This is a genomic window from Streptomyces sp. NPDC004435 (genome assembly GCF_042873895.1).
Classification (GTDB): Bacteria; Actinomycetota; Actinomycetes; order Streptomycetales; family Streptomycetaceae; genus Streptomyces.
The window spans coordinates 362110-384161 of sequence record NZ_JBIAMB010000008.1 but is presented as its reverse complement, the minus strand read 5'-3'; the positions used below and the strand labels follow the sequence as shown (position 1 = coordinate 384161).

At 72.4% G+C, this 22052-nt stretch carries 19 protein-coding genes and 1 pseudogene; 6 read left to right on the top strand and 14 right to left on the bottom strand.

Annotated elements, in window-relative coordinates:
• Positions 1 to 353 precede the first annotated feature (353 nt).
• Positions 354 to 617: a hypothetical protein gene (locus ACFYT9_RS17645; RefSeq protein ID WP_389164605.1), complete on the top strand. Its 264-nt coding sequence runs from the start codon at positions 354 to 356 to the stop codon at positions 615 to 617.
• A 385-nt stretch (positions 618 to 1002) separates the two neighbouring features.
• On the opposite strand, the gene ACFYT9_RS17640 is transcribed toward ACFYT9_RS17645, so the two are convergent.
• A complete protein-coding gene (locus ACFYT9_RS17640) occupies positions 1003 to 1701 on the bottom strand; it encodes a DUF998 domain-containing protein (protein WP_389164602.1) in 699 nt (232 codons plus the stop codon).
• A 174-nt stretch (positions 1702 to 1875) separates the two neighbouring features.
• Between ACFYT9_RS17640 and ACFYT9_RS17635 the strand changes: the two genes are divergently transcribed.
• Together ACFYT9_RS17635 and ACFYT9_RS17630 are read left to right on the top strand one after the other, a co-directional pair.
• Positions 1876 to 2199: a YciI family protein gene (locus ACFYT9_RS17635; protein WP_389164599.1), complete on the top strand. Its 324-nt coding sequence runs from the start codon at positions 1876 to 1878 to the stop codon at positions 2197 to 2199.
• A gap of 208 nt (positions 2200 to 2407) precedes the next feature.
• On the top strand, positions 2408 to 4384 hold the full coding sequence (locus ACFYT9_RS17630) for a sigma-70 family RNA polymerase sigma factor (protein WP_389164597.1): 1977 nt from the start codon (positions 2408 to 2410) through the stop codon (positions 4382 to 4384).
• 125 nt (positions 4385 to 4509) lie between these two features.
• Here the strand turns inward: ACFYT9_RS17630 and ACFYT9_RS17625 are convergent, their stop codons facing one another.
• The 4 genes and pseudogenes from ACFYT9_RS17625 to tpg all read right to left on the bottom strand — a co-directional run.
• Positions 4510 to 4872, bottom strand: coding sequence for a hypothetical protein (locus ACFYT9_RS17625; protein WP_389164595.1), 363 nt, complete (start codon positions 4870 to 4872; stop codon positions 4510 to 4512).
• A 108-nt stretch (positions 4873 to 4980) separates the two neighbouring features.
• Positions 4981 to 5727: a DUF2071 domain-containing protein gene (locus ACFYT9_RS17620; RefSeq protein WP_389164593.1), complete on the bottom strand. Its 747-nt coding sequence runs from the start codon at positions 5725 to 5727 to the stop codon at positions 4981 to 4983.
• The gene (locus ACFYT9_RS17615) at positions 5724 to 6056 is read right to left on the bottom strand and encodes a metalloregulator ArsR/SmtB family transcription factor (protein WP_389164590.1); all 333 of its coding nucleotides are present in this window, start codon (positions 6054 to 6056) and stop codon (positions 5724 to 5726) included. Before ACFYT9_RS17615 ends, ACFYT9_RS17620 begins: the two co-directional genes overlap by 4 nt.
• A gap of 105 nt (positions 6057 to 6161) precedes the next feature.
• Positions 6162 to 6573 (bottom strand): annotated as a pseudogene (gene tpg, locus ACFYT9_RS17610) (telomere-protecting terminal protein Tpg); the annotation flags it as partial.
• Between the two features lie 1458 nt (positions 6574 to 8031).
• Between tpg and ACFYT9_RS17605 the strand changes: the two are divergent.
• Positions 8032 to 8343, top strand: a complete 312-nt coding sequence (locus ACFYT9_RS17605) for a hypothetical protein (protein ID WP_387270062.1) — start codon at positions 8032 to 8034, stop codon at positions 8341 to 8343.
• 567 nt (positions 8344 to 8910) lie between these two features.
• Here ACFYT9_RS17605 and ACFYT9_RS17600 read toward each other — a convergent pair.
• The 7 genes from ACFYT9_RS17600 to ACFYT9_RS17570 form a co-directional block, all read right to left on the bottom strand.
• Complete coding sequence (locus tag ACFYT9_RS17600) at positions 8911 to 10176, bottom strand: MFS transporter (RefSeq protein WP_389164588.1); 1266 nt, start codon at positions 10174 to 10176, stop codon at positions 8911 to 8913.
• A complete protein-coding gene (locus ACFYT9_RS17595) occupies positions 10173 to 10760 on the bottom strand; it encodes a winged helix-turn-helix domain-containing protein (RefSeq protein WP_389164586.1) in 588 nt (195 codons plus the stop codon). The genes ACFYT9_RS17600 and ACFYT9_RS17595 overlap by 4 nt, the downstream gene beginning before the upstream one ends.
• Before the next feature lie 608 nt (positions 10761 to 11368).
• Entirely contained in the window at positions 11369 to 11926 is a 558-nt protein-coding gene (locus ACFYT9_RS17590) for a hypothetical protein (RefSeq protein WP_376598507.1), read from the bottom strand.
• A 32-nt stretch (positions 11927 to 11958) separates the two neighbouring features.
• Positions 11959 to 12828 (bottom strand): hypothetical protein, encoded by an 870-nt coding sequence (locus ACFYT9_RS17585; RefSeq protein WP_389164583.1) that lies wholly within the window; start codon positions 12826 to 12828, stop codon positions 11959 to 11961.
• Positions 12829 to 12890: 62 nt separating this feature from the next.
• Positions 12891 to 14078 carry a DUF4185 domain-containing protein gene (locus tag ACFYT9_RS17580; RefSeq protein WP_389164581.1) on the bottom strand — a complete coding sequence of 396 codons (1188 nt, stop codon included), beginning with the start codon at positions 14076 to 14078 and terminating at the stop codon, positions 12891 to 12893.
• Positions 14079 to 14182: 104 nt separating this feature from the next.
• Positions 14183 to 15283, bottom strand: coding sequence for an alpha/beta hydrolase (locus ACFYT9_RS17575; protein ID WP_376598502.1), 1101 nt, complete (start codon positions 15281 to 15283; stop codon positions 14183 to 14185).
• Between the two features lie 236 nt (positions 15284 to 15519).
• Positions 15520 to 18165: a helix-turn-helix domain-containing protein gene (locus ACFYT9_RS17570; RefSeq protein ID WP_389164578.1), complete on the bottom strand. Its 2646-nt coding sequence runs from the start codon at positions 18163 to 18165 to the stop codon at positions 15520 to 15522.
• A gap of 158 nt (positions 18166 to 18323) precedes the next feature.
• Between ACFYT9_RS17570 and ACFYT9_RS17565 the strand changes: the two genes are divergently transcribed.
• Complete coding sequence (locus tag ACFYT9_RS17565; RefSeq protein ID WP_389164575.1) at positions 18324 to 18551, top strand: hypothetical protein; 228 nt, start codon at positions 18324 to 18326, stop codon at positions 18549 to 18551.
• 190 nt (positions 18552 to 18741) lie between these two features.
• Here ACFYT9_RS17565 and ACFYT9_RS17560 read toward each other — a convergent pair whose 3' ends face one another.
• Together ACFYT9_RS17560 and ACFYT9_RS17555 are read right to left on the bottom strand one after the other, a co-directional pair.
• Positions 18742 to 18852 carry a DUF5958 family protein gene (locus tag ACFYT9_RS17560; RefSeq protein ID WP_389164667.1) on the bottom strand — a complete coding sequence of 37 codons (111 nt, stop codon included), beginning with the start codon at positions 18850 to 18852 and terminating at the stop codon, positions 18742 to 18744.
• A gap of 70 nt (positions 18853 to 18922) precedes the next feature.
• Positions 18923 to 20587: a glycoside hydrolase family 13 protein gene (locus ACFYT9_RS17555; protein ID WP_389164574.1), complete on the bottom strand. Its 1665-nt coding sequence runs from the start codon at positions 20585 to 20587 to the stop codon at positions 18923 to 18925.
• 191 nt (positions 20588 to 20778) lie between these two features.
• Between ACFYT9_RS17555 and ACFYT9_RS17550 the strand changes: the two genes are divergently transcribed.
• Positions 20779 to 22002, top strand: a complete 1224-nt coding sequence (locus ACFYT9_RS17550) for a sedoheptulose 7-phosphate cyclase (protein ID WP_389164571.1) — start codon at positions 20779 to 20781, stop codon at positions 22000 to 22002.
• Positions 22003 to 22052: the final 50 nt, after the last annotated feature.

Below are 22052 nucleotides of genomic sequence, written 5' to 3'. Positions count from 1 at the left end.
CCAGTTCGGCGCTCTACTGGTCCGGCACCTGCAGTCGCGGCCAACTGATTACCTGGTTACCTTCCGCGCGCTGCTTGCGGCGAGGAGCAGTACCACTGGGCCAACGTTCTGGGGGACTTCGCGGACGACTTCTACGGCCTTCAATGCCCTCACTGTGGTGTGGAGGTGACCGTTGCCATAGGCGACTACGGGCGTTACTCGGCGATCCGGGACTGGAACCTGGGCGATGTGGACCGGCGTGATCTGCAACCGCGGCCGGGCGAGGAGCTCACGGGGATCGGCCGGTGGATGTACGAGATTGCTGTCCGCGATGGGGAAGTCGCACTCGCTGAGGGAATCGCGCGAAGTTCTCGGTGCCGCTGCCGATACGGAAGTGCCCGTTCGCCGGCGGCTCGGAGTTCTGGCCCAGCTCGCGCACACCGGCGCTGCCGGCCCCTTCGCCCCGCTCGTCGTTCACCCTGGAGCTGGACGCCGAGGAAGCCGGACTCGGCCGGCTCCTGGATCACCTTCTGCGGCTCAGGGCGGCATGGGGCCCCTGGCCGGAAAGGTCGGTGGACATGCTGCTCCTTCTCATCGGTGGTGCCGTGCCGATGCGATGGGCCTCCGCCCTGCCCTGAGGTCGACCTCACGTGTGGCCCGGTACACGAGGTCGCTGCCGGTCGGTGCGGCCTGTGGCCGGAATTCCCGGCCCCGGCCCCGATCCTGGCCGCCCGCCTCACCGACCCGTGCCAGGGGTTCACGCGATCGGTGCCGGCACGCGGACGTCTCTGGGCACATGCCCATGTACCGCCTTGCGGGCCGGCCCCGACGCCGAGTCCTGCCCGCTGAGGCACTCGGGCGCACTCGGCCGGGCCCGGCCGCTTTCTGCGAGGGTGACCGTGTTTCGTGGTGGTGCTGCGCGGCCGGACGGTGCGTTGCTGCGATGGCGTGATGCTTCCGGTGGCGGGGGCGTCGCGGCCGGGGCGCCTTGCCGGGGAGCGTGCGCCGCTGTCCGTGTCGAGCTCAGTGGCTGCGGCGGTAGCGGGCGGCGATCAGGGAGATCGTGAACATGGCGGTCATGACGCCCACGGCCAGCGTCAGGCTGCCCGCCTTGCCGCCGCTCATCGACCAGGCGTTGCCGAGCAGGAGAGCTGTGCCGCCCGTACGGGCGAGGACGGCGTAGCCGCGGTGGGCGGTGCGGCTGAAGTGGCGGACCAGGACGTAGCAGGCGGCGATCATCGAGAGGAAGGTGACCGCGCCCGCGGCGAAATGGGCGTAGCTGTGCCAGGTGAGTGCGGTGGGCATTCCGTAGGGGGTGCCCACCGGGAAGCCGTCGGCCGGGTCCATGACGAACACGCCCGCCGCGATCATGCCGATGCCCGACACCCGTACCAGTCGGGGTGCCCAGGTGCTTCCGGGGGTGCCGTGCAGAGCCCGGCGCAGGCCGGTCGCTCCGAGGACGAGCAGGGTGCCCACGGCGAGGAAGTTGGTGATCTGGAGCCAGCCGAGAGAGCCGTTGCTCAGGGCGCTCAGGGGGTGGCGGGTGATGTCGAAGCCTTCCCGGGTGGCGGCCTGGGTCAGGGCCACGACCGCCCACAGAGGTGATGCGACCACCGCGGCGGTGAGCAGGCGGCGGGTCGTGGATCGGGCGGCGGCTGCCTGGGGGCCCGTCGCGGTGGACGTGGTGGGGGTAGTGGGGGTGCGGTGGTCGAGGGTGGTCATCGGGTGCCTCCGGCTCGTCGTGTTCGTTCGGTGCTCGCCCTCACGTCGAAGGAGCGATGTGACAGGGAATGCTGGAATTCCCTGTCACATGGGCTCGTTCGACGTGAGGGTGGACAGGGGCCGCCGCGATTCACCGTCCCGGCGGTCCGGCACGAGAAGAGAAGAGGGATACCCGTGCGCTATCTGATGACGACCAGGCCTTCCGCCACCGTCCCCGACGAGAAGCTGTACGCCGAGATGGGCAGGTTCATCGAGGAACTGACGGCCGCCGGTTCACTGCTGGCCACCGGCGGCCTGGAGCCAGGAGGCGTCCTGGTCCGCTCGGCCGGCGACGAGATCACGGTCACGGACGGGCCGTTCGCCGAAGCCAAGGAGGCCGTGGCCGGATTCGCGCTGATCGAGGTCCGGTCCAGGGAGGAGGCGATCGAACTGGCCCGGCGCTTCCGAAGGATCGTCGGGGACGGCGAGAGCGTGGTCCAGCAGGTCTTCGGCCCCTGAGCCGCGCCGTCGCCGCGGCCGGGGGCGTATCCCCGGCTTGCGGCGGGGCGTACGCCGGGGTCGCGGCGGGGCGTACTCCGGGCTGCGGGTGAGCTGGGGGCCGTACCCCCGGGATGCGGCGAGGCGTACCCCGGGCTGCGGGTGAGCCGGGGCTCGGGGCGTACCCCCGGGTTGCGGGTGAGCCAGGGCTCGTGCTGTCATCGGGCCTGTGTCTGCGCCCGAGGTCCACCGCACCGTCGACGCGGTCTGGAAACTCGAGTCGGCCAGGATCGTCGCCGGACTCACGCGGATGGTCCGTGACGTCGGGCTCGCCGAGGAACTGGCTCAGGACGCGCTCGTCGCCGCACTGGAGCAGTGGCCCGCCTCGGGTGTGCCCGACAATCCCGCCGCGTGGCTGACGACCACCGCCAGACGGCGGGCCGTCGACCACATCCGCCGCTCCGAGCGGCTGACGCGCAAACAGGAGCAGCTCGCCCACCGGCTCGAACAGCAGCAGGACAGCGAACAGGACGACGTCCTGCGGCTGATGCTCGTCTCCTGCCATCCGGTGCTGCCGGCCGAGGCCCGGGCCGTGCTGACGCTGCGTCTGCTCGGCGGTCTGACGACCGAGGAGATCGCACGGGCCTTCCTGGTCACCGGGACGGTGATCACCCAGCGTATCGCCGCCGCCAAGCGGACCCTGGCCGAGCTGCGGGTGCCGATCGACCTGCCGGAGGGCGCGGAGCTGGCCGGGCGGCTCTCCTCCGTGCTGGAGGTCATCTACCTGATCTTCAACGAGGGGTACTCCGCGACCTCCGGCGACGATCTGATGCGGCCCGGACTCTGTCTCGAAGCCCTGCGGCTGGGGCGGCTGCTGGCCGAGTCAGCGCCCGGCGAGGCCGAGGTCCACGCCCTGGTCGCGCTGATGGAGATCCAGGCCTCGCGCTCGGCCGCCCGCACCGACCCGGCGGGCGAGCCCGTCCCGCTGCACGAGCAGAACCGGGGCCGCTGGGACCAGCTGCTCATCCGCCGCGGCTTCACCGCGATGCTACGGGCCAGAGAGATCGGGGGAACACCCGGCCCGTACCTGCTGCAGGCGGCGATCGCCGTGAGCCATGCCCAGGCGCGTACCGCCGAGGACACCGACTGGACACGGATCGCGGAGCTGTACGGGGCGCTGGTCCGGCTGCTTCCGACACCGGTCGTGCAGCTCAACCGGGCGGTGGCACTCGGCATGGCCCACGGTCCGCGGGCGGGCCTCGACCTGGTCGATTCCCTGCTCACCGATCCGGCTCTGCGCGACTACCACCTTCTGCCCAGCGTCAGGGGGGATCTGCTGCTCCGCCTGGGCCGGAAAGAGGAGGCGCGGCTGGAGTTCCACCGGGCCGCGGCACTCACCGGCAACGCATCCGAGCGTGCCTTCCTGCGCCGGCGGGCGGAGGCGATCACGCCCACCGGCGGTGCCGCCCTTCCGACGCTCGCGCAGGCCGCGCACGATTTCCTGGGCCGTGACGACTTGGACGCCGCGACGCTCCACTCCTACGGGCAGACGCTGCGGCGTCTGTGCCTCACCCTCGGCGGGCAGCTGCCGCTGGCCGCGCTGACCGCCGAGCAGGTGGCGCAGACGTTCGCGACCGCCTGGGCAGGGGCTGCGGCCAGTACCTGGAACCGGCACCGTTCGGCCGTCCGCTCGTTCGGCACCTGGGCGTCGCTCGGCGACCTCGCGGCCGGGCTGGAACGCCGGGCCGACACCCGCCCCCGCCCCGGCTCCCGGGCGCTGGACCGCCCGCCGCTCGAAGCGCTCTTCGGCCGCAGCGACCTGGCGTTGCGCGAACGGACCTTGTGGAGCCTCCTGCACGAGTCCGCGGCCGGGGTGAAGACCGTCCTGGCACTCGACGTCGAGGACCTGGACCTGGACGAGCGCTGGGCACGCACCGGGCGCGGCCGGCTGAGCTGGCGCTCCCGGACCGCCGCGCTCCTGCCCCAGCTCCTGGACGGCCGGACACGGGGCCCGGTCTTCCTCTCCGACCGGCGGCCCGGACCGGCCCGGACACCCGCGCCGGCGGACCTCTGCCCGGACACCGGCCGCCGGCGCCTGTCCTACGAACGGGCCGAGTACCTGTTCAAGGAGCACACCAAGTCCCTCGATCCGGCACGCAACGGCTACACCCTTCACCAGCTCAAACCCCGGCCGTCGGCGCGGTGACCCGCCCCGCCCGGGCTACCGGGCGGGGCAGTGTCGCCGGGAGCCGCGCATGCGGGGACGAGGGTGCGGGTCAGCTCCCGGCGGGGGTGGGTTTGTCCCGCGCTTCAGGCCGACTGCGAGCTGCGCTACCGGGCCTTACGGGTGACTGCCCGCCACGGGGCGGCATCGGGCGGCACGCCGCCCGTGTCGGTGTCGGTGTCGGTGTCGGTTGCGATGTCGATGTTGATGTCGGCAAGCCCGCTGACGACGGGCTCACTGTCGGCGCCGGTGCCGGTGCCCGTGTCGTTGACGGTGACGGCCGACGCGCGGCCGGTGCCGGCCGGGATCGGTTCGGCAAGGCGACGGCCCGGAGTTCCGGTCCGGTCGCCTCCGTCCCCGACACCGGCCGGCTGATCGCGGTCGGCCGCGCCCTGCTCGCCAGGATCGCCGGCGATCCGGCGCCGAGAGTCACCGGACTCTCCGGCGGCCTCGGCGTCTGCCTGGTGCACACCGCCCGCGGCGGCGCCAAGATCTGCCTCGCGCCCGACGAGACAGCCCTCCTCACGGGTTCCGCGATCGGCTTCGGGGCCGGTCCCGAAGCCCTCCGGAACGACGCTTCAGCCGGCGAGCTGAGCACCTCGCCCGGAAGCCATCGCCTGGAGCGGCCGCCAGCGGACGGGGACGTCGCGCATGACCAGAGCGCAGTCCAGGGTGGCGCTCCCCGGCGGGAAGCGCTGCGGATCGTCGAAGAAGGACGACGCGGCGGAGCGAACGCTGCATGCCTCCACGTGCCAGGCATCGGTCTGTAGTTCCATGCCGTCCAGGTGATGGCCGGAGCTGGTGGCCGAGAAGCCCTTCGCCCCGCCCCGGAAGTAACGGGAAGCCTCGGCGAGATCGGCGAAGAGCGCACTGCCTCGCAGTTCGTCGGACAGTTCAACGGTGACATCAGCTCGGGTGTCACCGTCGCGTGTGGCCAGCGCGACGCTGATCCGACCGGGCGTCTCGTGCACCTCGAAGTCCGCGCGACCGTGCTCACCGGGAAAGAGGCGGCCTCCGGCCCAGACGTTGAGCCGCGAGGCGGTGTCGCGCCTCGGGATGTACACGCCGGTCTCGACACCGTCCGGTCCGTCCCACTCGACGGCGACACGGTGCGCCGCGTTCTCGCTCCGCAGTCCGAGGACCTTGGGAGCCCAGGAGGGCCGCACGCCCCCCAGTCGCAGCAGGCACAGGCCCGCGACCGCATGGCCGTGCACCAGTTGCGGGCGCAGTGGCGCGGGAAGCAGGCGTTCCGCGACGTCCGGGGCGACTCGGTAGTTCACCAGCAGCCGTCGTTCGACGACACTGGACAGTCGTGGTTGCCTCATGATCCCTCGTTCTGCGCCCTGCGGCGCCATGCGGTGTGGCGGAGCACGATCTGCTCGGGGCAGACGGCGCTGAGGAACCGGCCGATGCAGGCGGCCAGGCGATCCTCGGCCAGTGCGTAGTAGATCCGGTTCCCCTCACGCCTCTCGGTGACCAGCCCGGCTCCCTTGAGCACGCCGAGATGCCGTGAGATGGACGGCGCGCTGATCGCGAACCTGGCGGCGATCTCACCTGCCGCGAGCTCGCCGGACCTGAGGTCCTCAAGGATCTGGCGCCTCGTCGGATCGGCGAGAGCGCGGAATGCTCCCGCCTCATCCTGAGCTTCTGTCATGCCAGGTATTTAACAAGTTAGCTAAACATCGAACAAGGGGTGTGGTCGGCCACTTCGAGTCGACCCCTCCGACTCGACCGCTCACTCGCCGGCTGAAGCGCTCCGTCACAGCCGACACGGCGAGCGCCGCGGTCGCGGCTCCCACAGCTCGAACTCGAGGTGCCCGATGCCGGTGAGCCGGACTTCCTCCAGCGAGCGGGAGCGGCGGCCGCCGTCCTGGAAGCACACGTCCTTGTGCCCCTCGGCCGCGATCTGCTGAAGCCGGGCGTCGCCGGCACCCCGCTCCCGGGCGTCGAAGGATGCGGGGCGCGGGTCGCGTACCGCGGAGGCAGGGTGACGGTCAGATCCCGGACACGGGACTCGTCCGTCGAACCGACCGGCGCGGTGTGGCCCGTACGGGCCCGGGCGTCGAAGACGACGCCCCCGTGGCCGCCGCCTGCGCCCTGGCCTTCGCCCTGATCCGCGGCTGCCACCGCTTCTTCACCTCGCGCTCCATGCTCGCGGCGAGATCGGCGCGCCGGCTCGGGCCGTCTGCGGCTCGCCCGGCATGTGACGATGGGCGACGATCCAGCCGCTTCCGCCTGCCGCGAGCAGGCCCTCCACAGGGCGTGCGGTGCCGGTTCGGTTGCTGGCAGGCCGGTGTGATCGGACGACGCAATCCGCTGCTCTGCTCGGCCGTCGGAGCGGGCGCGGTCGCCGTCTGCGCGTGCAGCGGCAACCGGACAGACGGAGTGGAGTACGTGCACAGGCCCTGCGGGCGTTGCTGCAGTGACCTGGGAGTAGGAGGCCAACCGCGATCCTGATGTGGGCCCCGACAGTTCGCTCGGCCTCGTCGCGGCCTGAGCTGCTGTCATCTGTCACGTGCGCGCCCGCCCCTCCGCGTATCCCTCCGAGCGGCCCGGCGGTGCTCCTCCCAGAACACGTCCAGGCACTCGGCCTTGCCCCGGCCCGCCGTATCGGCAACGGGCTGCCGCGGCCGACGCTACCGGCGATCGGCAGCAGCGGCCCGGGATGTACGGGTCCCTCACCGAACGACACACGAGCACCCGTCGGTGTCCGGTTCTGCGGGGTCCTGGCGCCTGAGACCACACGTCCCTCCGCATGGACCGCCGGATATCGTGGACGCATGCCCATGGTCCCTCCTGACGTGACCGCATTCGTTTCCATGGCCTCGCAGATGCCCTATCGGACGCTGGATGCGATCCGGCGGGCTACCGCGGCGGCGGTGGCCTCGGGCGCGTACGACACCTCCTTGGTTCCGGCGCTGTCCGCCGCACAGTTCAGCACCTCCACAAGCAGGTCCGGGATGCCTTCGCCCCGCGCGCCGCGGAACTGCGGGCCGGGCGCCCAGGCGGCCTGCGATCGGCCATTTCCTGTACGACGCAGACCGCGCAGGCGATCTGGAGACGCAAGCGGCTGACACCCGATCAGTACGCCGACCTCACCGCGGCGTTCACAGCCCACGGACTCGTGCCACCGGACCATGCCCCCCAGACAGCTGTTGTGCCAATTGATCTTGCGGTGGACATCGAGGGAGGGGTGGGGCCCGGCTCGTCGGCTCGGAGCGAGCCCCCGGCCGGCATTCCGAATGAGCGAAGGGGCTCGTCCGTGCCCGATGCTGTCACCTGGCAGTTCGTCGACCGGGTTTGCGTGCTGCCGCCCGAGACGCTCGCCGCGGCCTTCGGCCGGATGGTCGATCTCCGCGCCGACGGCGGCAAGGAGGCGAGCAGGGCAGCGGTGCCCTCCGCCGCCCAGAGCACCGAGCTCGTGCGGCGGATCCGCACCGTACTCCTCACTCCTCCCCCGCGCCGCCGAACTCGACGCGCACTCCCTGCCGGGCCCCTGGGGTCCGGGCGCAGCCCCGGTAAAGTGCCGCAGCGACCGGTGGCCAGGGACGGACAAACGGTCCGGCCGGCTCGCCGGGCCGTTCGCCCGGCGAGCCTCTATGACGCGAGCTGTTGCCAGGGAGGCACGCATGGCGACGTCTCGGGGTTCTGACCCGGTCCCCTCCATCCCCGACACCGAGCGGCTGATCGCGGTCGGCCGCGCCCTGTTCGCCGGGCTCGCCGGCAATGCGGCGCTGAGAGTCATCAGGCTCTCCGGCGGCCTCGGCGTCTGCCTGGTGCACACCGCCCGCGGCGGCGGCAAGATCTACATCGCGCCCGACGAGACAGCCCTCTTCGCGGGTTCCGCGATCGGGTTCGAGGCAGGCCTCGAAGCGTTCCGGAACGGCGCTCGCACCCCGCCCGAGAAGTTCGGCATCGGTAGCGGGAGGACGGACGTCTGACCGGCGGGAGAGCATCTGCAGGCTGGTGCCGCCGCTGGCGGGCGGGGTGTGCGCAGCGGGCGGGCGGGGCGTCCGCAGCGGGTGTCGGCGGCGGTCTGTCGCTGTGTGGCGGGTGTTGCGGGGCTGCCGTGGTCGGGGCGGGCACCGGGGTATGGGGGTGATGCCGCCGCAGGTCTGCCGGGTGCACGGGCAGGCGGGAGCGGTGAAGGGGACGGCGTGGCGGGCGCCTTCCGCCGGCCACGGCGGCGGGGGGCGGGTGGCCCCGGATGCGCTTGGCCGGGTGACGGTCCGGCGGAGCCGGGGCGGGATCCGGGCGGGTTCAGGGACGCTGCCGGGGGTGGCGCGTGGGGGTGTCGTGGGCGCGGTCAGGCGGGTGATCGGGGTGGCGGAGAGTCGGGCGAGGGTGGCAGCAGCTGTGGCGGGCATTGGGGACGGTCAGGCGGTCTTCGTCGGCGGGTCGCCGCTCGGCTCGACCCAGGGTTCCGGAGCTGGAACCCGGCGGGGACGGTCGTCGGCGGCGCGGTTCGGGTGGGGCGGTGGGTGCGGTGCAGGGCTGTGTCCTTCGGATCAGGCCGGGTCCGCGGCCCGGATGTCCCCGTTCCCGGGGAGTTCCGCGCGGCGGACCGCGGGAACGGCGAGAGCGTAGACGCCGGACAGAGCGCAGACCACGGCGCCGGCGGCGAAGACCGGGCCAAGGCCCCAGGCGCCGATGGCGGCGCCGGTCACCGGATAGCCGAGCGGGGCGATGCCGAGGCTGCCTAGGGCGGCGACGGCGCTCACGCGGCCGAGGTACGCCGGGTCGCACTCGGTCTGGACGAGGGCGTTGCACAGGGCTCCGGAGAAGCCGGCGAGCAGGCCGATGGAGAGGGCCACGAGGACGGCGGAGGCGAGCTGGGGAACGTGGGCGAGCGCTCCGATGGATACGGCCCCGAGCACCATGGTCCAGCCCATGACGAGGCCGGTCCGGCCGACTCGGCCCTTGACGGTGAGGAGCAGGGAGGCGCCGCCGGCGCCGGTGCCGAAGCCGGCGAGGATCCAGCCGATGCCGGAGGCGCCCCAGCCTCGCTGCTCGCAGAGGAGCGCGAGGCCGACGTTGAGGGGGCCGGCGAAGCCGAGGTCGCTGAGGAGCACGACGATCATCAGCGGGCCGAGCACCGGATGGCCACGGAGGTAGCGCAGGCCGTCGGCGAGGTCGCGCCGGGCGGTGCCGGCGCCGGCCCGGTCCTCCTGCGGCAGCGGGCGGATCCGAAGCGCGGCGAGCAGGGGCAGGGAGAGGGCGAAGAGCGAGCCGGCGACTGCGAAGGCGCTCGCGGTGCCGCCGAGGGCGACGGCGAGGCCGCCCAGCGGGGCGCCGAGTACGGCGCCCATGCGGTAGGCGAGGCCGCGCATGCCCTGGACGCGGGCGAGTTGGCCGCGCTCGGCGATCCGGGGCGGCAGGGCACCGACAGCCGGCAGGAAGACGGCGTCGACGGCGCCGAAGACGACAGCGACGGCCGCGAGAGCCCACAGGTCCGGCGTCGCGAGGAGCAGCAGCGCGGCGAGGCCGAAGGTGAGCAGGCAGCGGGCGGCGTCGGAGGCGATGACGACCCGGCGCGGGCCGAAGCGGTCGGCGATCACTCCCCCGAAGAGCATGAGCAGCGCGCGGGGTACGGCGGCGGCGGCCATCACGAGCCCGGCCTGGGCGGGGGTGCCGCTGGAGACGGCGTTCCAGGAGAGGGCCAGGTAGTAGACGCTGTCGCCGAGGGTGGAGGCGGTGTAGGCGCCGAGCCAGCGCAGGACCTGGGGGCTGCGGTGGGCCGGGCGCGCGGGAGCGGCCTCGTCGACGGCGGTCACGGGCGATAGGGGAAACCGTGGAGGTGGACGGCGGTGTTCTCCCGCCCCTCGGTGTCACCGGCCGCCTCGGCGGCACGGGCGGCCTGGTCGTACTTCTGCAGGACAGCCTCCAGCTCCGCACCGAGGGAGGCGAGTTCGGCCGCGGTGAGCCGGGGCAGCCACTCGGAGCTGATCGAGGCGGACCGCCAGGCCACCGGCCAGGTGAGGCGCTCGTCGAGGAAGCGCGCGTGCATCCCGGCCCGCTGCTCGCTGACGGTACGGCCGAAGGCGGCACTGGCCGCGGCGAGTTCGGGGGCGTCCTCCACGTCCGCCTCGTTGATGCGGAAGCCGTACGAGCTGGGCTGCCACCAGCGCTCGCGTCCGTCGGTGGACTGCGTGTGCGCCTCTTCGATGAGCCCGCCGTCGGCGAGCTTGCGCAGGTGGTAGCTGACCAGGGACACGGCCTCGTCGACCTGATCGGCGAGCTGCGAGGCGGTCGCGGTGCGGGCGACGAACAGGGCCCGGTACAGGCGCATGCGCAGCGGGTGGGAGATGGCTTTGAGGGTGCTGAGCTCGGTGATCCGGTGGGTCTCGGGGGAGGTCATGCCCACGACCGTAGATACGAAAGAAAAGTTGCGCAACAGATTTTGCGGAAATTATTCTGTGTATCGGGGTGGGGAGGGACCCCCGAGAAGGGACCCTTCCCTTCAGGTGCCGGCACCGATGAGCCATTGCCTCCGGGCATTCCGGAGCGGACGACAGCTCGGCAGAACTCGTAGCCCGGCCTCCCGCAACCCGCAGCACCCACCCGGCCCAAGAGAACATGGGCCACCGAGATGATGGCCCGGCTCGACGCGCGCCCGACCGCACCGCCATACCTCTTGGTCGCCCACCACGCGTCCACGGAGGCCGGGATCCTCTCCCGTCGGGCCCGGGGGGCCAGGCCCGGTTCACCGAGACCCTGCTGCCGACCGAGCGAGGCGGGGCCTTCGCCGACACGCGCCTGGGCCTCGGCACTGCGGACTCGCTCGGCCACCACGTGCTGCGCCACACCGGCCTCACCCCCAGCGCCTACCGCCTCTCCTTCGGCCACCCGCCGGGAGGGATGCCCGGGTCGGCGCCCGGCTCCGCGCACGGGACGGAGATCGGAAGCGGGCCCGCAACCGGAAGGAGTCACCCCGCGGGTGCTTGAAGGACGTGGTCACGGGTGGGCTCACTTCCAGACGGCGTACGCCTGGTCGTCGCTGCGGCGCAACAGGCCGCCCTTCACCCACTCGACCTTCTCGGGTGTCGCGGTGGAACCCGAGACGGCCAGGTAGACCGCGCATGCCTCGTAGCTCTCGCCGGCCGCGGCCCGCTCGAAGTCGGCGGAGCGGTGCTCGTCGAGGCACTTGTCGAACTTCGGGGGCTCCTTGTAGCCGAGCTTCCCGTCCGGGCCCACGATGGGCTCCGGAAAGGGGCTCATGATGTTCAGCCGGGTCAGGAGGGCGCCGTCCGCCGTGACGTCGAAGGAGGGCCCGTTCACTTCGCCGGCGTCGGTCTTGGTCACGCGGTAATGGACGTAGTAGGGCGTACGGCCTTGGTACTCGGCCGCATCCTTGAGGACGGACAGGTCGCCGGAGTCCCCGGCGACCACCCGCAACACGCTCACCTCCAGGTTGTCCTTCTTCGCCGTGGCGCCGTAGGACAGTTCCCGGGTGCCGGAACATCCGGTGAGTGCGATCGCTGTGGCGGTGGCGGCGAGGACGGCGCATACCGTACGCGTGTTCAATGTTCCCCTTGTGTCCGTGGTCGAAGGCCGTTCTACGGGTTGCGCGTCACCTCGAAGCCCGCGCCGTAGACGTCGGCGGGGTCGGCGGTGTCGCGGGCGCGCAGGTCGGCGAGGATGTTGGCCGAGCTGGTGTACACGTAGGGGGGCAGGCCGAGGATGATGGCCTTGGTGATGCCCGCCCAGGGGCCCTCCGCCTGGAATCCGTTGGCCTGGGAGGGGTACGGCGTGCCGGGTACGTGCCAGGTGACCGGGCCTCCGGAGTCGCCGGCCTTGTGCTTGGCGTGGGACTGGTAGATGCCGTTGCCGTTGTTGGTGACCCGCCCGTACCAGACGCCCAGCTGTCCGGAGACCAGGAGTTCGTTGTTGTTGAACAGGGCGGCACCGAGGAGACGTTCGTCGTCGCGGGCGGGCGACAGGGCGTTCGGACTGGCCTTGCCGCCGGGGGCCTCCATCTCGTCGGTCTGCTTCAGGTGCGGCCCCTGCGAGGAGAGCGCGACTCCGTCGACCAGCTCGATGATCATGTAGTCCTTGGTCGGGTGTCCGGTCATGGAACCCTCGCGGTCCTTGAAGTAGCGCACGTAGCCGATCGGACCGGCGGCGATGTCCTGTCGGTGGTAGACGGGGGCGATGTTCTCGTGGATCTCGCGGTCCGCGTAGGCCGGGGCGTTGATGCAGTGGCCCGCGGATATGGCGATCTTCCGCCCGTAGTCGTCCCCGCCGACCGCGCCCAGGGTGCAGAACGCGTCGGGCATGGACGGATCGAAGGCGATCTGCATGCCGTTGTACACGCGCTTGCCGGAGGCGCCGTCCTGCGGCGAGGTGCCGGCGGCGGAGGCGGTGCCGGCGCCGAGGGTCCCGGCGAGTGCCAGGGCCGTGGTGAGCGTGCCGAGTCGTCGGAACATGGGTGCTTCCTGTCTGTCGGGGTGGCTGTTCATGGCGCGTGCGTCGGCGTGTTCGGCCGCGGCTAGGGGTTGATTCCGTCGAACTGCAGCACCCGGTAGGGCGGTTGGTGCAGGACGCCGGGCCACTGGGAGACGATGAGGGTCAGCGAGGTCGCGCTCGCGCTGCCCGGATGGATGTAGCCGCCGTACAGGTAGGGGACCTGCGGCTTGCCCCAGTGGCTCGCCGGCCACCGGTTGTCGCCGACGATCTGCGGCTTGGGCGCGGTCCACACGGCGTCCGGACGCGACGCGGACCGGGTGCTGATGGAGTAGTCGGTGACGTCGAAGTAGCTCATGCAGTACCGGCCGCCGATCCGCTTGACCGAGAACTCGCCGATGTGGTTGCCGGTCAGGATCGGAGAGGGACCGACGGCGGTGGTCCACTGCCAGCGTCCCTCGTGGTGCGCCCAGTTCTGCTGAGCGCCGAAGTTCCCCGCCCGGAAGTCGCCGGGGCGGATCCGGAAGAGCTGGATCGCGCCGCCGTCGGCGGTGTTGCGGTGGGTCCCGTTCCACCTCTTCGAGAAGATGTACAGCCAGCCGTCGGGGTCGATGCCCGCGAAGGACCACATCCCGTACATGGACTGGTTCACGCCCTGCATGTCCCCCGCCCAGTGGTACGGGTAGTCGTGCCAGGTGACGCCGTGGTCGTCCGAGTACGCTACGCCGGACATCACCGAGCCGTCGTAGCCCGGCGGCGGCTCCCACGTACCCACCGAGGTGTACTGGATGTAGGTGCGTCCGCCGAACTCGATGCAGTCATTCGGGATGCGGGTCACCTCGAAGCCGAACCCGTTGTCCGCGTTCGTCCGGTAGCGGAACAACTGCCGGGCCTGACCGCCCGTGGGCAGTGCCCAGGTGAACGAGATGGGGGTTCCGCCGGAGGCGTCGAACCTGTCCTGACAGAGCATCAGCGGCGAGCCGAGGTAGTCGCCGTACTGCTGCATGCCGGACCATGTGTCGCCGAAGACGTAGCCCCAGGTGCCGTCGTGCTCGCGGTAGTACGGGATGGCGAGGTCGCTGGAGCCGATCCCCTGGGCTGCGGCCGAGTCCCCGGGCTCGTCGCACAGGGGGGTGCCGCGCTGTGCGGCCCAGGCGGGGGTGGCCGGGGCGACGGCGGCCAGGCCCGCACCCAGGGCGACGCCGCCGCCGGCCCTCAGGACGGTACGGCGCGAGACGCGGGGTCGCGGGCCGGTGGGGGGCGTTTCGGTCATGGTCGTTCCTCCGGAGGGGGTGTGAGGGAGGGGCAGGGGCGCAGATCGCGCGGGAGAGTGCGAGGGGGTGGGGCAGGCGCGGGGCCGGCGGACCGGAGCGCGCGTCAGCCCGCCGCCGCGAAGGCGGCTTCGAGGCGCGGTACGTAGTCGGCGAAGGCCGGGGCCCAGCAGCCGTAGTTGTGGCCGCCGTTGCAGCTCGGGGCGAGCGAGGCGCCGTTGCCGTAGTTGACGAGGCGGCTGGGGATGCCGAGCTGGTCCAGGCGGGCCTTGACGGTCTTGGAGGCCGCCTCGGTGTGGACGTCGATGATGTCGTTGTTGCCGGTGTAGAGGGTGATGCCGGTCCGGGACAGCTTGGCGAGATTGGCCGGCGCGGCGGGGTCCACGGCCTTCCAGACGCGGTCGGCGTTGAAGACCGGGTACGGGGAGCCGAAGATGGCGTCGCTGTCGACGTAGGGGCCGTAGCCGGTGCACTTGCCGGAGCCCGAGGTGCTGGAGGAGCTGCTCACGGCACACCAGGCGCCGGTGAGGTTGAGCTCCGTGGCCAGGACCGCGGCGCGGACCTGCGCCATGCCGAAGTCGATGCCTCCGGACAGCGCGGCGACGTGGCCGAACAGGTCGGGGCGGGCCTCGGCGTAGTGGAGGGAGCCGTATCCGCCCATGGACAGTCCGACGACGGCCCGGTGGTCCCGGTCGGCGCGGGTGCGGAGGTTGGCGTCGATGAACGGGACGACCTGGGTGAGGTGGAAGGTCTCCCAGTTCGCGGCGCCTTCGGCGGTGTTCTGCATCAACCAGTCGGCGTACCAGCCCTTCAGCCCGCCGTCCGGCACGACGGTGATCATCGAGTCGGAGTGGAGTGCCGGGGCGGCCGCCACGTCGTCGACGGTGCCGCCGCCGCCGTGCAGGAAGTAGGTGACCGGCCAACGCCGTTCGGGGGCCGCGTCGTACCCGGCGGGAAGGAGGACGCGGATCTTGTGCTGCCCCGAGAGCTGCTTCGTGGTGACGGTGAGCGTGAAGTCGGTGGGGCTGTGCACCTCGGTGGCCCCGGGGAGCACGGTCAGCCCGTGACCGTCGCTGAAGACGGGCGGGGCGACGGCGGCGGCCGCCCCCGGCACGGTCTTCGGGGCGTCGGCGTGCGCCGCTGAGGCGCCCGTCAGGGCGGCGAGCGTGAGGGCGGCGCCCGCTGCGCCGAGGCGGAGGGACATCATCGGGAACCCTTCGTCGAAAGGTGTGCCCGCGGCACGGTGAGGCGCGGCGGACCGGACGCCTTGATGCTGGTGTCCGCCCCCGCTCGACGGACAGGCCGTGCCACCGGCCATATGTGACCGGCGTGTACGGGAGGGGGCCACCCCGGCCTCGACCGGGTCGTCCCGACGAGCCCCGGCCCGTGGGTCCCCGCCTCGGCCGGTCGTCCTGGCGGCCGTCCGGTGTCGCAGGCCCGACGTCAGGGGGCGCCGGCGCCGGCCCGTGGAGGGGGAAGGGTGACCGGGGCGAACGCGGCGTCCTGCCGGCGGAACGCGCTCCCGAGATGGTGCTGCAACCGGACGTGCCGGAACTGGTACACGGCGCCCGTCTGCCGGAGCACCCCACGGCGGTAGGCGTCCTCCAGGAAGGCTGCGAGATCCCAGGGAAGTCTCCCGCTCAGCGGCAGCCAGAGCCGGGCGAACACGAACCACTGGCCCCACGCGGTGAAGGCGAGCACGTACGACGCCCCGCCCCCGAGCCCGCCGATCATCCCGATGAACAGGCTGTCCGGCATGTCCCAGTTGAGCGGGCCCAGTGAGCCGTGGAACAGCAGGACGAGCAGGTACCCGCCACCGGCGATGGCCGCGGTGAGCGCGGTGGCCAGCACGAGGAACTGCCGGCCCACCGTCGTGCGGTTGGACGCCAGCACACGGACGGGGGTGGCCGCGGCGGTGACGTCCACGGGCGCCTCCAGCGCGGCGATGAGCCCGAAGACGAGGCCGGCGGCCGAGCCGAAGGTCAGCCCCAGGAACAGCATGTTGATCAGGGTGCTCTCGACGGCCCGGGGATCCGTGAGCGGGATCCCCCAGTACAACGAGCGCTCCAGGGCCATCGCGCAGGCGCAGCCGATGCCCATGACGCCCCCGCCGAGCAGGCCGTGTCCGAACCGGACGAGGAAGGTGCGCAGGGGGCTGCGGCCGAGCCGGTCGTGGGCGGCCCGCAGCGTCAGCCGGAAGCGGGCCGGTTCGAAGTCCGTCCGGCCTCCGGATCTGTCCATGAGCGCGTATACGGAGCTGAAGGCGAGTCCCGCGACGGAGCCCATGAGGGTGCCCTGCAACAGGAGTTCGGCGATCCCGATCGGGGTGAGCAGCAGGCCGATCGACCAGTCGGCCAGGGCGACGCACAGGGCGGTGACGACGGCGATGGCGAGGGTGCGGGTCGAGCGGGGCAGCGAGTCGCCGACCTGCCACCACGCGAGGTCGTGCCGGTCGCGGTCGAGACGGACCAGGTGGTGGGCGAGGTACCCGAGCCAGCGCTCGGCACGTACGGAGTCCCGGCGCGGACTCCTGGGCCGCCGGCTCCCGGCACCCCGTTCGGGGGCGCGGGGGCGGTAGACGGCGGGCACGAAGCCGGCCAGCAAGTGCTCCTCCAGCGCCTTCGCCGTGGGGAAACGGGCGCTGTCGAGGAGTTCGAAGGGGTCCTGGCCGGGCGTCTCGCTGTAGAGGGTGCGGGCGAGAATGACCATGAGCGGGGTGGTCAGTACGGTGGCGAGGTTCGCGCCCGCGGGGGTGCCCCGCGTGCGCAGCTCTTCGAGGACCGGGTCCCAGACGTCGTCGGCACCGGTACCGGCCGTCCCGGAAACGCCGGGGCCTGCCGGCCCGCTGCCGCGGCGAGTGCCCACCACGTCGTGTGTCTCGCCCGCGATCGTCCGGACCGTACGGGGCAGGTACCCCGCGAGGTCGTCCGGAGCGAGGTCGGCGAGTTCGACGGCAGCCGCCCAGACGAGTGGCGCGTGCGCCGCCCGCACGGCTTGGGCGTACTCGGCGCGCCGGCTGGTGAGGACGAGAGGTGACGAGGTCGCGTTGAGCGCCTCCAGGGCCGCCCCCCGCAGGCCCTCGGCGATCTCGTCGAAGCCGTCCAGGACGGGGAGGACGAGGTCGGCGTCGACGAGGGCGGCGGCGAGCGTCGTCCCGTACGGGCCGCGGCGGGCCAGATGGGGGTGGTCGCGCAGCAGGCGGCCGATCAGCCAGTCCCGCAGGGTGGTGAGGGTCGGGTCCCAGGAGCTGATGCTGAAGATGACCGGTACGCGGCCGTGCGTGGCCGGTGCCTCCAGGAGGTCCAGGGTGAATCGGATCGCGAGGACGGACTTCCCGGAGCCCGCGCGGCCGAGGACCGTCAGTCGTCCCGAGGGGATCCTCCGGTAGACGTCGAGGACGCCACCGAGGTCACCGCTCATGTCCACCTCCCGGGGTGTCCCCCCGGGGCCGAGGCGCTGAACGTTCTCCGGCCGGTCGGTCAGCTCGGGCGGTGCCGGCTCCCAGCGGACGGGAAGCGGGAAGGGGTCGTGGACCCGGCGCTGCCCCTCCTCGCGGCGCCAGCGGCGCCGGACCTCCATCGCGAGCTCTCGTGCGGCGTCGGCGAGTGCGGGGTGTACGGGGGGCGGGGCGGAAGCCGTGGCCGTCGTGGACAAGCCGGGTTCAGGCCCCCCGCCGCCGGGCGGCCGGCCGGGTTCAGGCCTCCCGCCGCCGGGCGGCCGGCCGGGCCCGGCGACGGAGGCGTACGCCCCGGAGGCGTGTTCCGGCACGCCGTCGGAGTCCTCCGGGGGCCTGCCTCCGGACTCGCCGGGGGACGGGGCTTCGGAGCGGGGTGTGGATCCGTTCGGCCGGGGCGCCGGCCCGCCGCGCGGCCGGGCGATCGCGGCCGCCAGGCGGCGGCGGTCCTCCTCGCCGAGGTCGAGCGCGTCGGCGAGGAGGTGGACCGTGCCCATCCGGTGGTTGGTGGATCCGCCGCTCTCCAGCCGACGGATGGTCCGCACGCTGACCCCGGACCGCTCGGCCACCTGTTCCTGCGTCAGTTGCGCCGCATCGCGCAGCGTGCGCAGCAGCGTGCCGAGGTCATCGGTCACGGAGCAACTCCCTACTCGGCGGTACGGACGGGCGGGAGCCTATCGACGGCCCTTCACCACCGGTCACGGATGGCCGGTTCTATGGCCTGTTCCCTGCGCATGATGAAGGTCACTGTCGTGGGTCCAGCGCGCATACCGACGGCAGCCGAGGAGTCCACGTGGTCTACCGCTACTGGTGTGGCGATTGCGGCTTCAAGACGCCCTGGTCAGGAGAGTCCGAGGGGCTGCGCCGGCATGTCGAGCACTACGCCGGGAGGCATCCCGGGACGCCTCCCGGCGGCCAGGTCGAAAGCCGCGGGAGGGGCCGGGGCGTCGCCCGCGCGTGCCTCCAGCTCGCGGCCGTCGCGCTCGTCCTGCTGGCCGTCCTGGCCAGCTGCCGCCGCTGACGCGCCACCCGTCGGTGTGCCGCGTCGACTCGGGCGTGGCGGGCGGGGAGGTCCTAAGGCCGCGATCGGCGACTCGGCATGAGGGAGCCGTCAGGATTGCGGGTGCTTGGCCATGCGCTGTCCGCTGTCGGCCCGTCTCGTGGCCCGCGGCCACAGCATGGTCTTCAGGAGTCCACACAGCCCGTGATGATCACGTGGTGGCCGCTCCTGTTCCTGCGCTCGTGCCCGGATGGTGCCAGGCATGGCTGCACCCCTGGGCACAGAACCGAGCCCGCCGCCGCTCGTCGGCCACGCCGAGCAGAGCGACAGATCGCGAAGTACGAATGGAGTACGAGGGGCCCGGGGGTCACTCCCCCGGGCCCTCGTGGCGTTCAGCGCGCCTGCCACCAGGCGGTGCTGTCGGGCGGGAGGAGTACGGCTCCGGTGGCGTCGGTGGCGGGGGGTTCGGCGGACCAGAGGAGGAGGTCGCCGAGGCCTTCGGCGTCGATCGGGGCCGGGCGGTCCGAGGTGTTGACCGCGCAGACCAGGGCGCCGGCGTCGCTGTCCCGGCGGAAGGCCAGGACGCCGGGGACCGGTTCCCGCCACTCCACGGCGCGGCCCGCGCCGAGTGCGGGGTGGTCGCGGCGCAGTCGCAGGGCGCTGCGGTAGAGCTCCAGGACGGAGCGCGGGTCGCCGGACTGCGCCTCGACGCTGAGCTCGGCCCACCGGGCCGGCTGGGGCAGCCAGGTGGGGGCGGTGGTCGCGGGGCCGAAGCCGTACGGGGCCTCGGTGCCCGACCACGGGAGGGGCACCCGGCAGCCGTCCCGCAGGCCGTTGCCGCCGTCGGGGCGCCGGAAGGAGGGGTCCTGGCGAACCTCGTCGGGGAGGTCCTCGACCTCGGGGAGGCCGAGCTCCTCGCCCTGGTAGAGGTAGGCGGAGCCGGGCAGGGCGAGCATCAGGAGCGCGGCGGCCCTGGCGCGGCGCGTGCCGCGGGCCGGGTCCCCGTCGGCGTACCGGCTGGCGTGCCGGACGACGTCGTGGTTGGAGAGCGTCCAGGTGGTGGGCGCGTCGACGGCGAGCATGGAGTCGAGCGAGAGCGTGATCAGCTCGCGCAGCTCCTCCGCCTCCCAGGCGGCGTTCAGGAACTTGAAGTTGAAGGCCTGGTGGAGTTCGCCGGGCCTGACGTAACGGGCGGTGCGCTCCAGGGTGTCGGTCCAGGCCTCCGCCACGGCGATGCGCTGGTCGCCGTACTCCTCCAGGATCGTGCGCCAGTCCCGGTAGATCTCGTGGACGCCGTCCTGGTCGAAGTACGGGACACGCTTCTCGGCGAGCAGTTCGAGCTGCTCGTGGTGGCCGACGTCGGGCAGTCCCGCGGCCTTGACCAGGCCGTGGGCGACGTCGACCCGGAAGCCGTCGACGCCGAGGTCGAGCCAGAAGCGGAGGATGGTCCGGAACTCGTCGCGCACCGCCGGGGAGTCCCAGTCGAAGTCGGGCTGCTGCGGGGCGAACAGGTGCAGGTACCACTCGCCGGGGGTGCCGTCGGGTTCGGTGGTCCTAGTCCAGGCGGGGCCGCCGAAGAGCGAGATCCAGTCGTTGGGCGGCAGTTCACCGTTCGGGCCACGACCGGGCCGGAAGTGGAACCGGTCGCGCAGCGGTGATCCGGCGCCCTCCCGCAGGGCCTGACGGAACCACGGGTGGTCGTCCGAGCAGTGGTTGGGGACGAGGTCGACGACGACCCGCAGCCCGTGGGCGTGGGCGTCGACGATCAGTGCCTCCGCGTCGGCGACGCTGCCGTACACCGGGTCGACGGCCCGGTAGTCGCTCACGTCGTAGCCGCCGTCCGCCTGCGGCGAGGTGTAGAAGGGCGAGATCCAGAGCGCGTCGACGCCCAACTCCCGCAGATAGCCGAGGCGGCTGCGGATTCCCGGGAGGTCACCGCGGCCGTCGCCGTCGCTGTCGGCGAAGCTGCGCGGATAGACCTGGTAGATGACGGCGTCGTGCCACCAGCCCTGGCAGGTCGCGCTCCGGGCGGGAGCCGGTGCGGCGGGTGCGGTCATGGACAACTCCTCGGCGGGTCCCGTCGGTCGGGACGGCGGCCCCGATGGTCGCAGCGGATCCGATCGGCATGCAAGAGGTTGCTGAAATTTTCAGAGATCTCTTGTGGCCGATATCGATCAGCTGTTTCACTGGCGCCTCCCAGGGAGTTGACGATCACTCCGGCGTGCAGCCGGCCGATCCGAGGAGTGTCGTGACGACGCAGACAGCAGTCACCGAACCCGGAGTCAGAGCCGACGAGAGAGGCTTCGCCCTTCTGTCGCCGGAAGGCGTCTCGTACCGCGTCGACCTCGTCGGCTCGGTGCTCGACCCCGAGAACCCGGCCCTGGCCGACCACTGCGAGGGCCGCCGGACGGTGGCCTTCCTCGGCCCCACCGTCGACCGGCTCTACGGCGAGCGCATACGCCGCTACCTCGACGCCCGTCTCGCTCCCGGTAGTTGGACGGTGGTGCCGATCGGCGGCGGCGAGCACCACAAGACGATGGACGCGGTCGAGACGATCTGCGCCCGGGCGAAGGCCGCCGGGCTCGACCGGCGCGGGGTGATGCTCGCCTTCGGCGGCGGGGTCACCTGCGACCTGGTGGGCTTCGCGGCGGCCATCTACAACCGCGGCGTCCGCTACATCAAGGTCAACACCACCCTCGTCGGCCAGGTCGACGTCGGCGTCGGCGTGAAGACCGGCGTGAACGCGCTCGGCACCAAGAACATGCTCGGCGCCTACCACCCGGCGCACGCCTCCCTCAACGACCCCGCCTTCCTCGCGACGCTGCCGGATCGTCAGATCCGTTGTGGCATGGGCGAGATCGCCAAGATGGCGATCATCCGGGACGAACGGCTGTTCCGCGTCCTGGAGGAGTGCCCCGAGGTGTTCCGGCGGCCGGTGGACGAGCCCGGGTGGCTGGCCGGCGCCTCCGGCGGGCGCGGGGTGGAGGACTACGTGCTCCGCACCTCCATGGCGCTGATGATGGAGGAGCTCTGCCCCAACCTCCGCGAACACGACCTGGCCCGGCTCGTCGACTTCGGGCACACCTTCGGGCCCGTGATCGAGACCGCGAGCGACTACCGGGTCGCGCACGGCGAGTCCGTCGCCGTCGACATGGCGATCTCCAGCGAGCTCGCCCGCGTCATGGGCCTGATCAGCCCCGAGGACTGCGAGCGGATCGTCCGTCTGATCGCCTCGCTCGACCTGCCCGTGTACGACCCCGCCACCTGTACGCCCGAACTCATGGGCCGGGCGCTGCGCGCCTCCTGGGAGCGGCGCGGCAGGCGACTGCACCTCGTGGTGCCGGACGGGATCGGCACGGCGGTGTTCGTCGACGACCTGGAGGACATCCCGGCCACCGCCCTGGAGGAGGCGCTCGACGCCCTGGCCGTCCGTCCCGCGCCCGCCGTGCCCGCCGCACCCGTCTCCCGCTGAGCGCGTCCGGCCCGCCGGCCGCGCTCGCCCGTACGACCCCACCCCTTGTC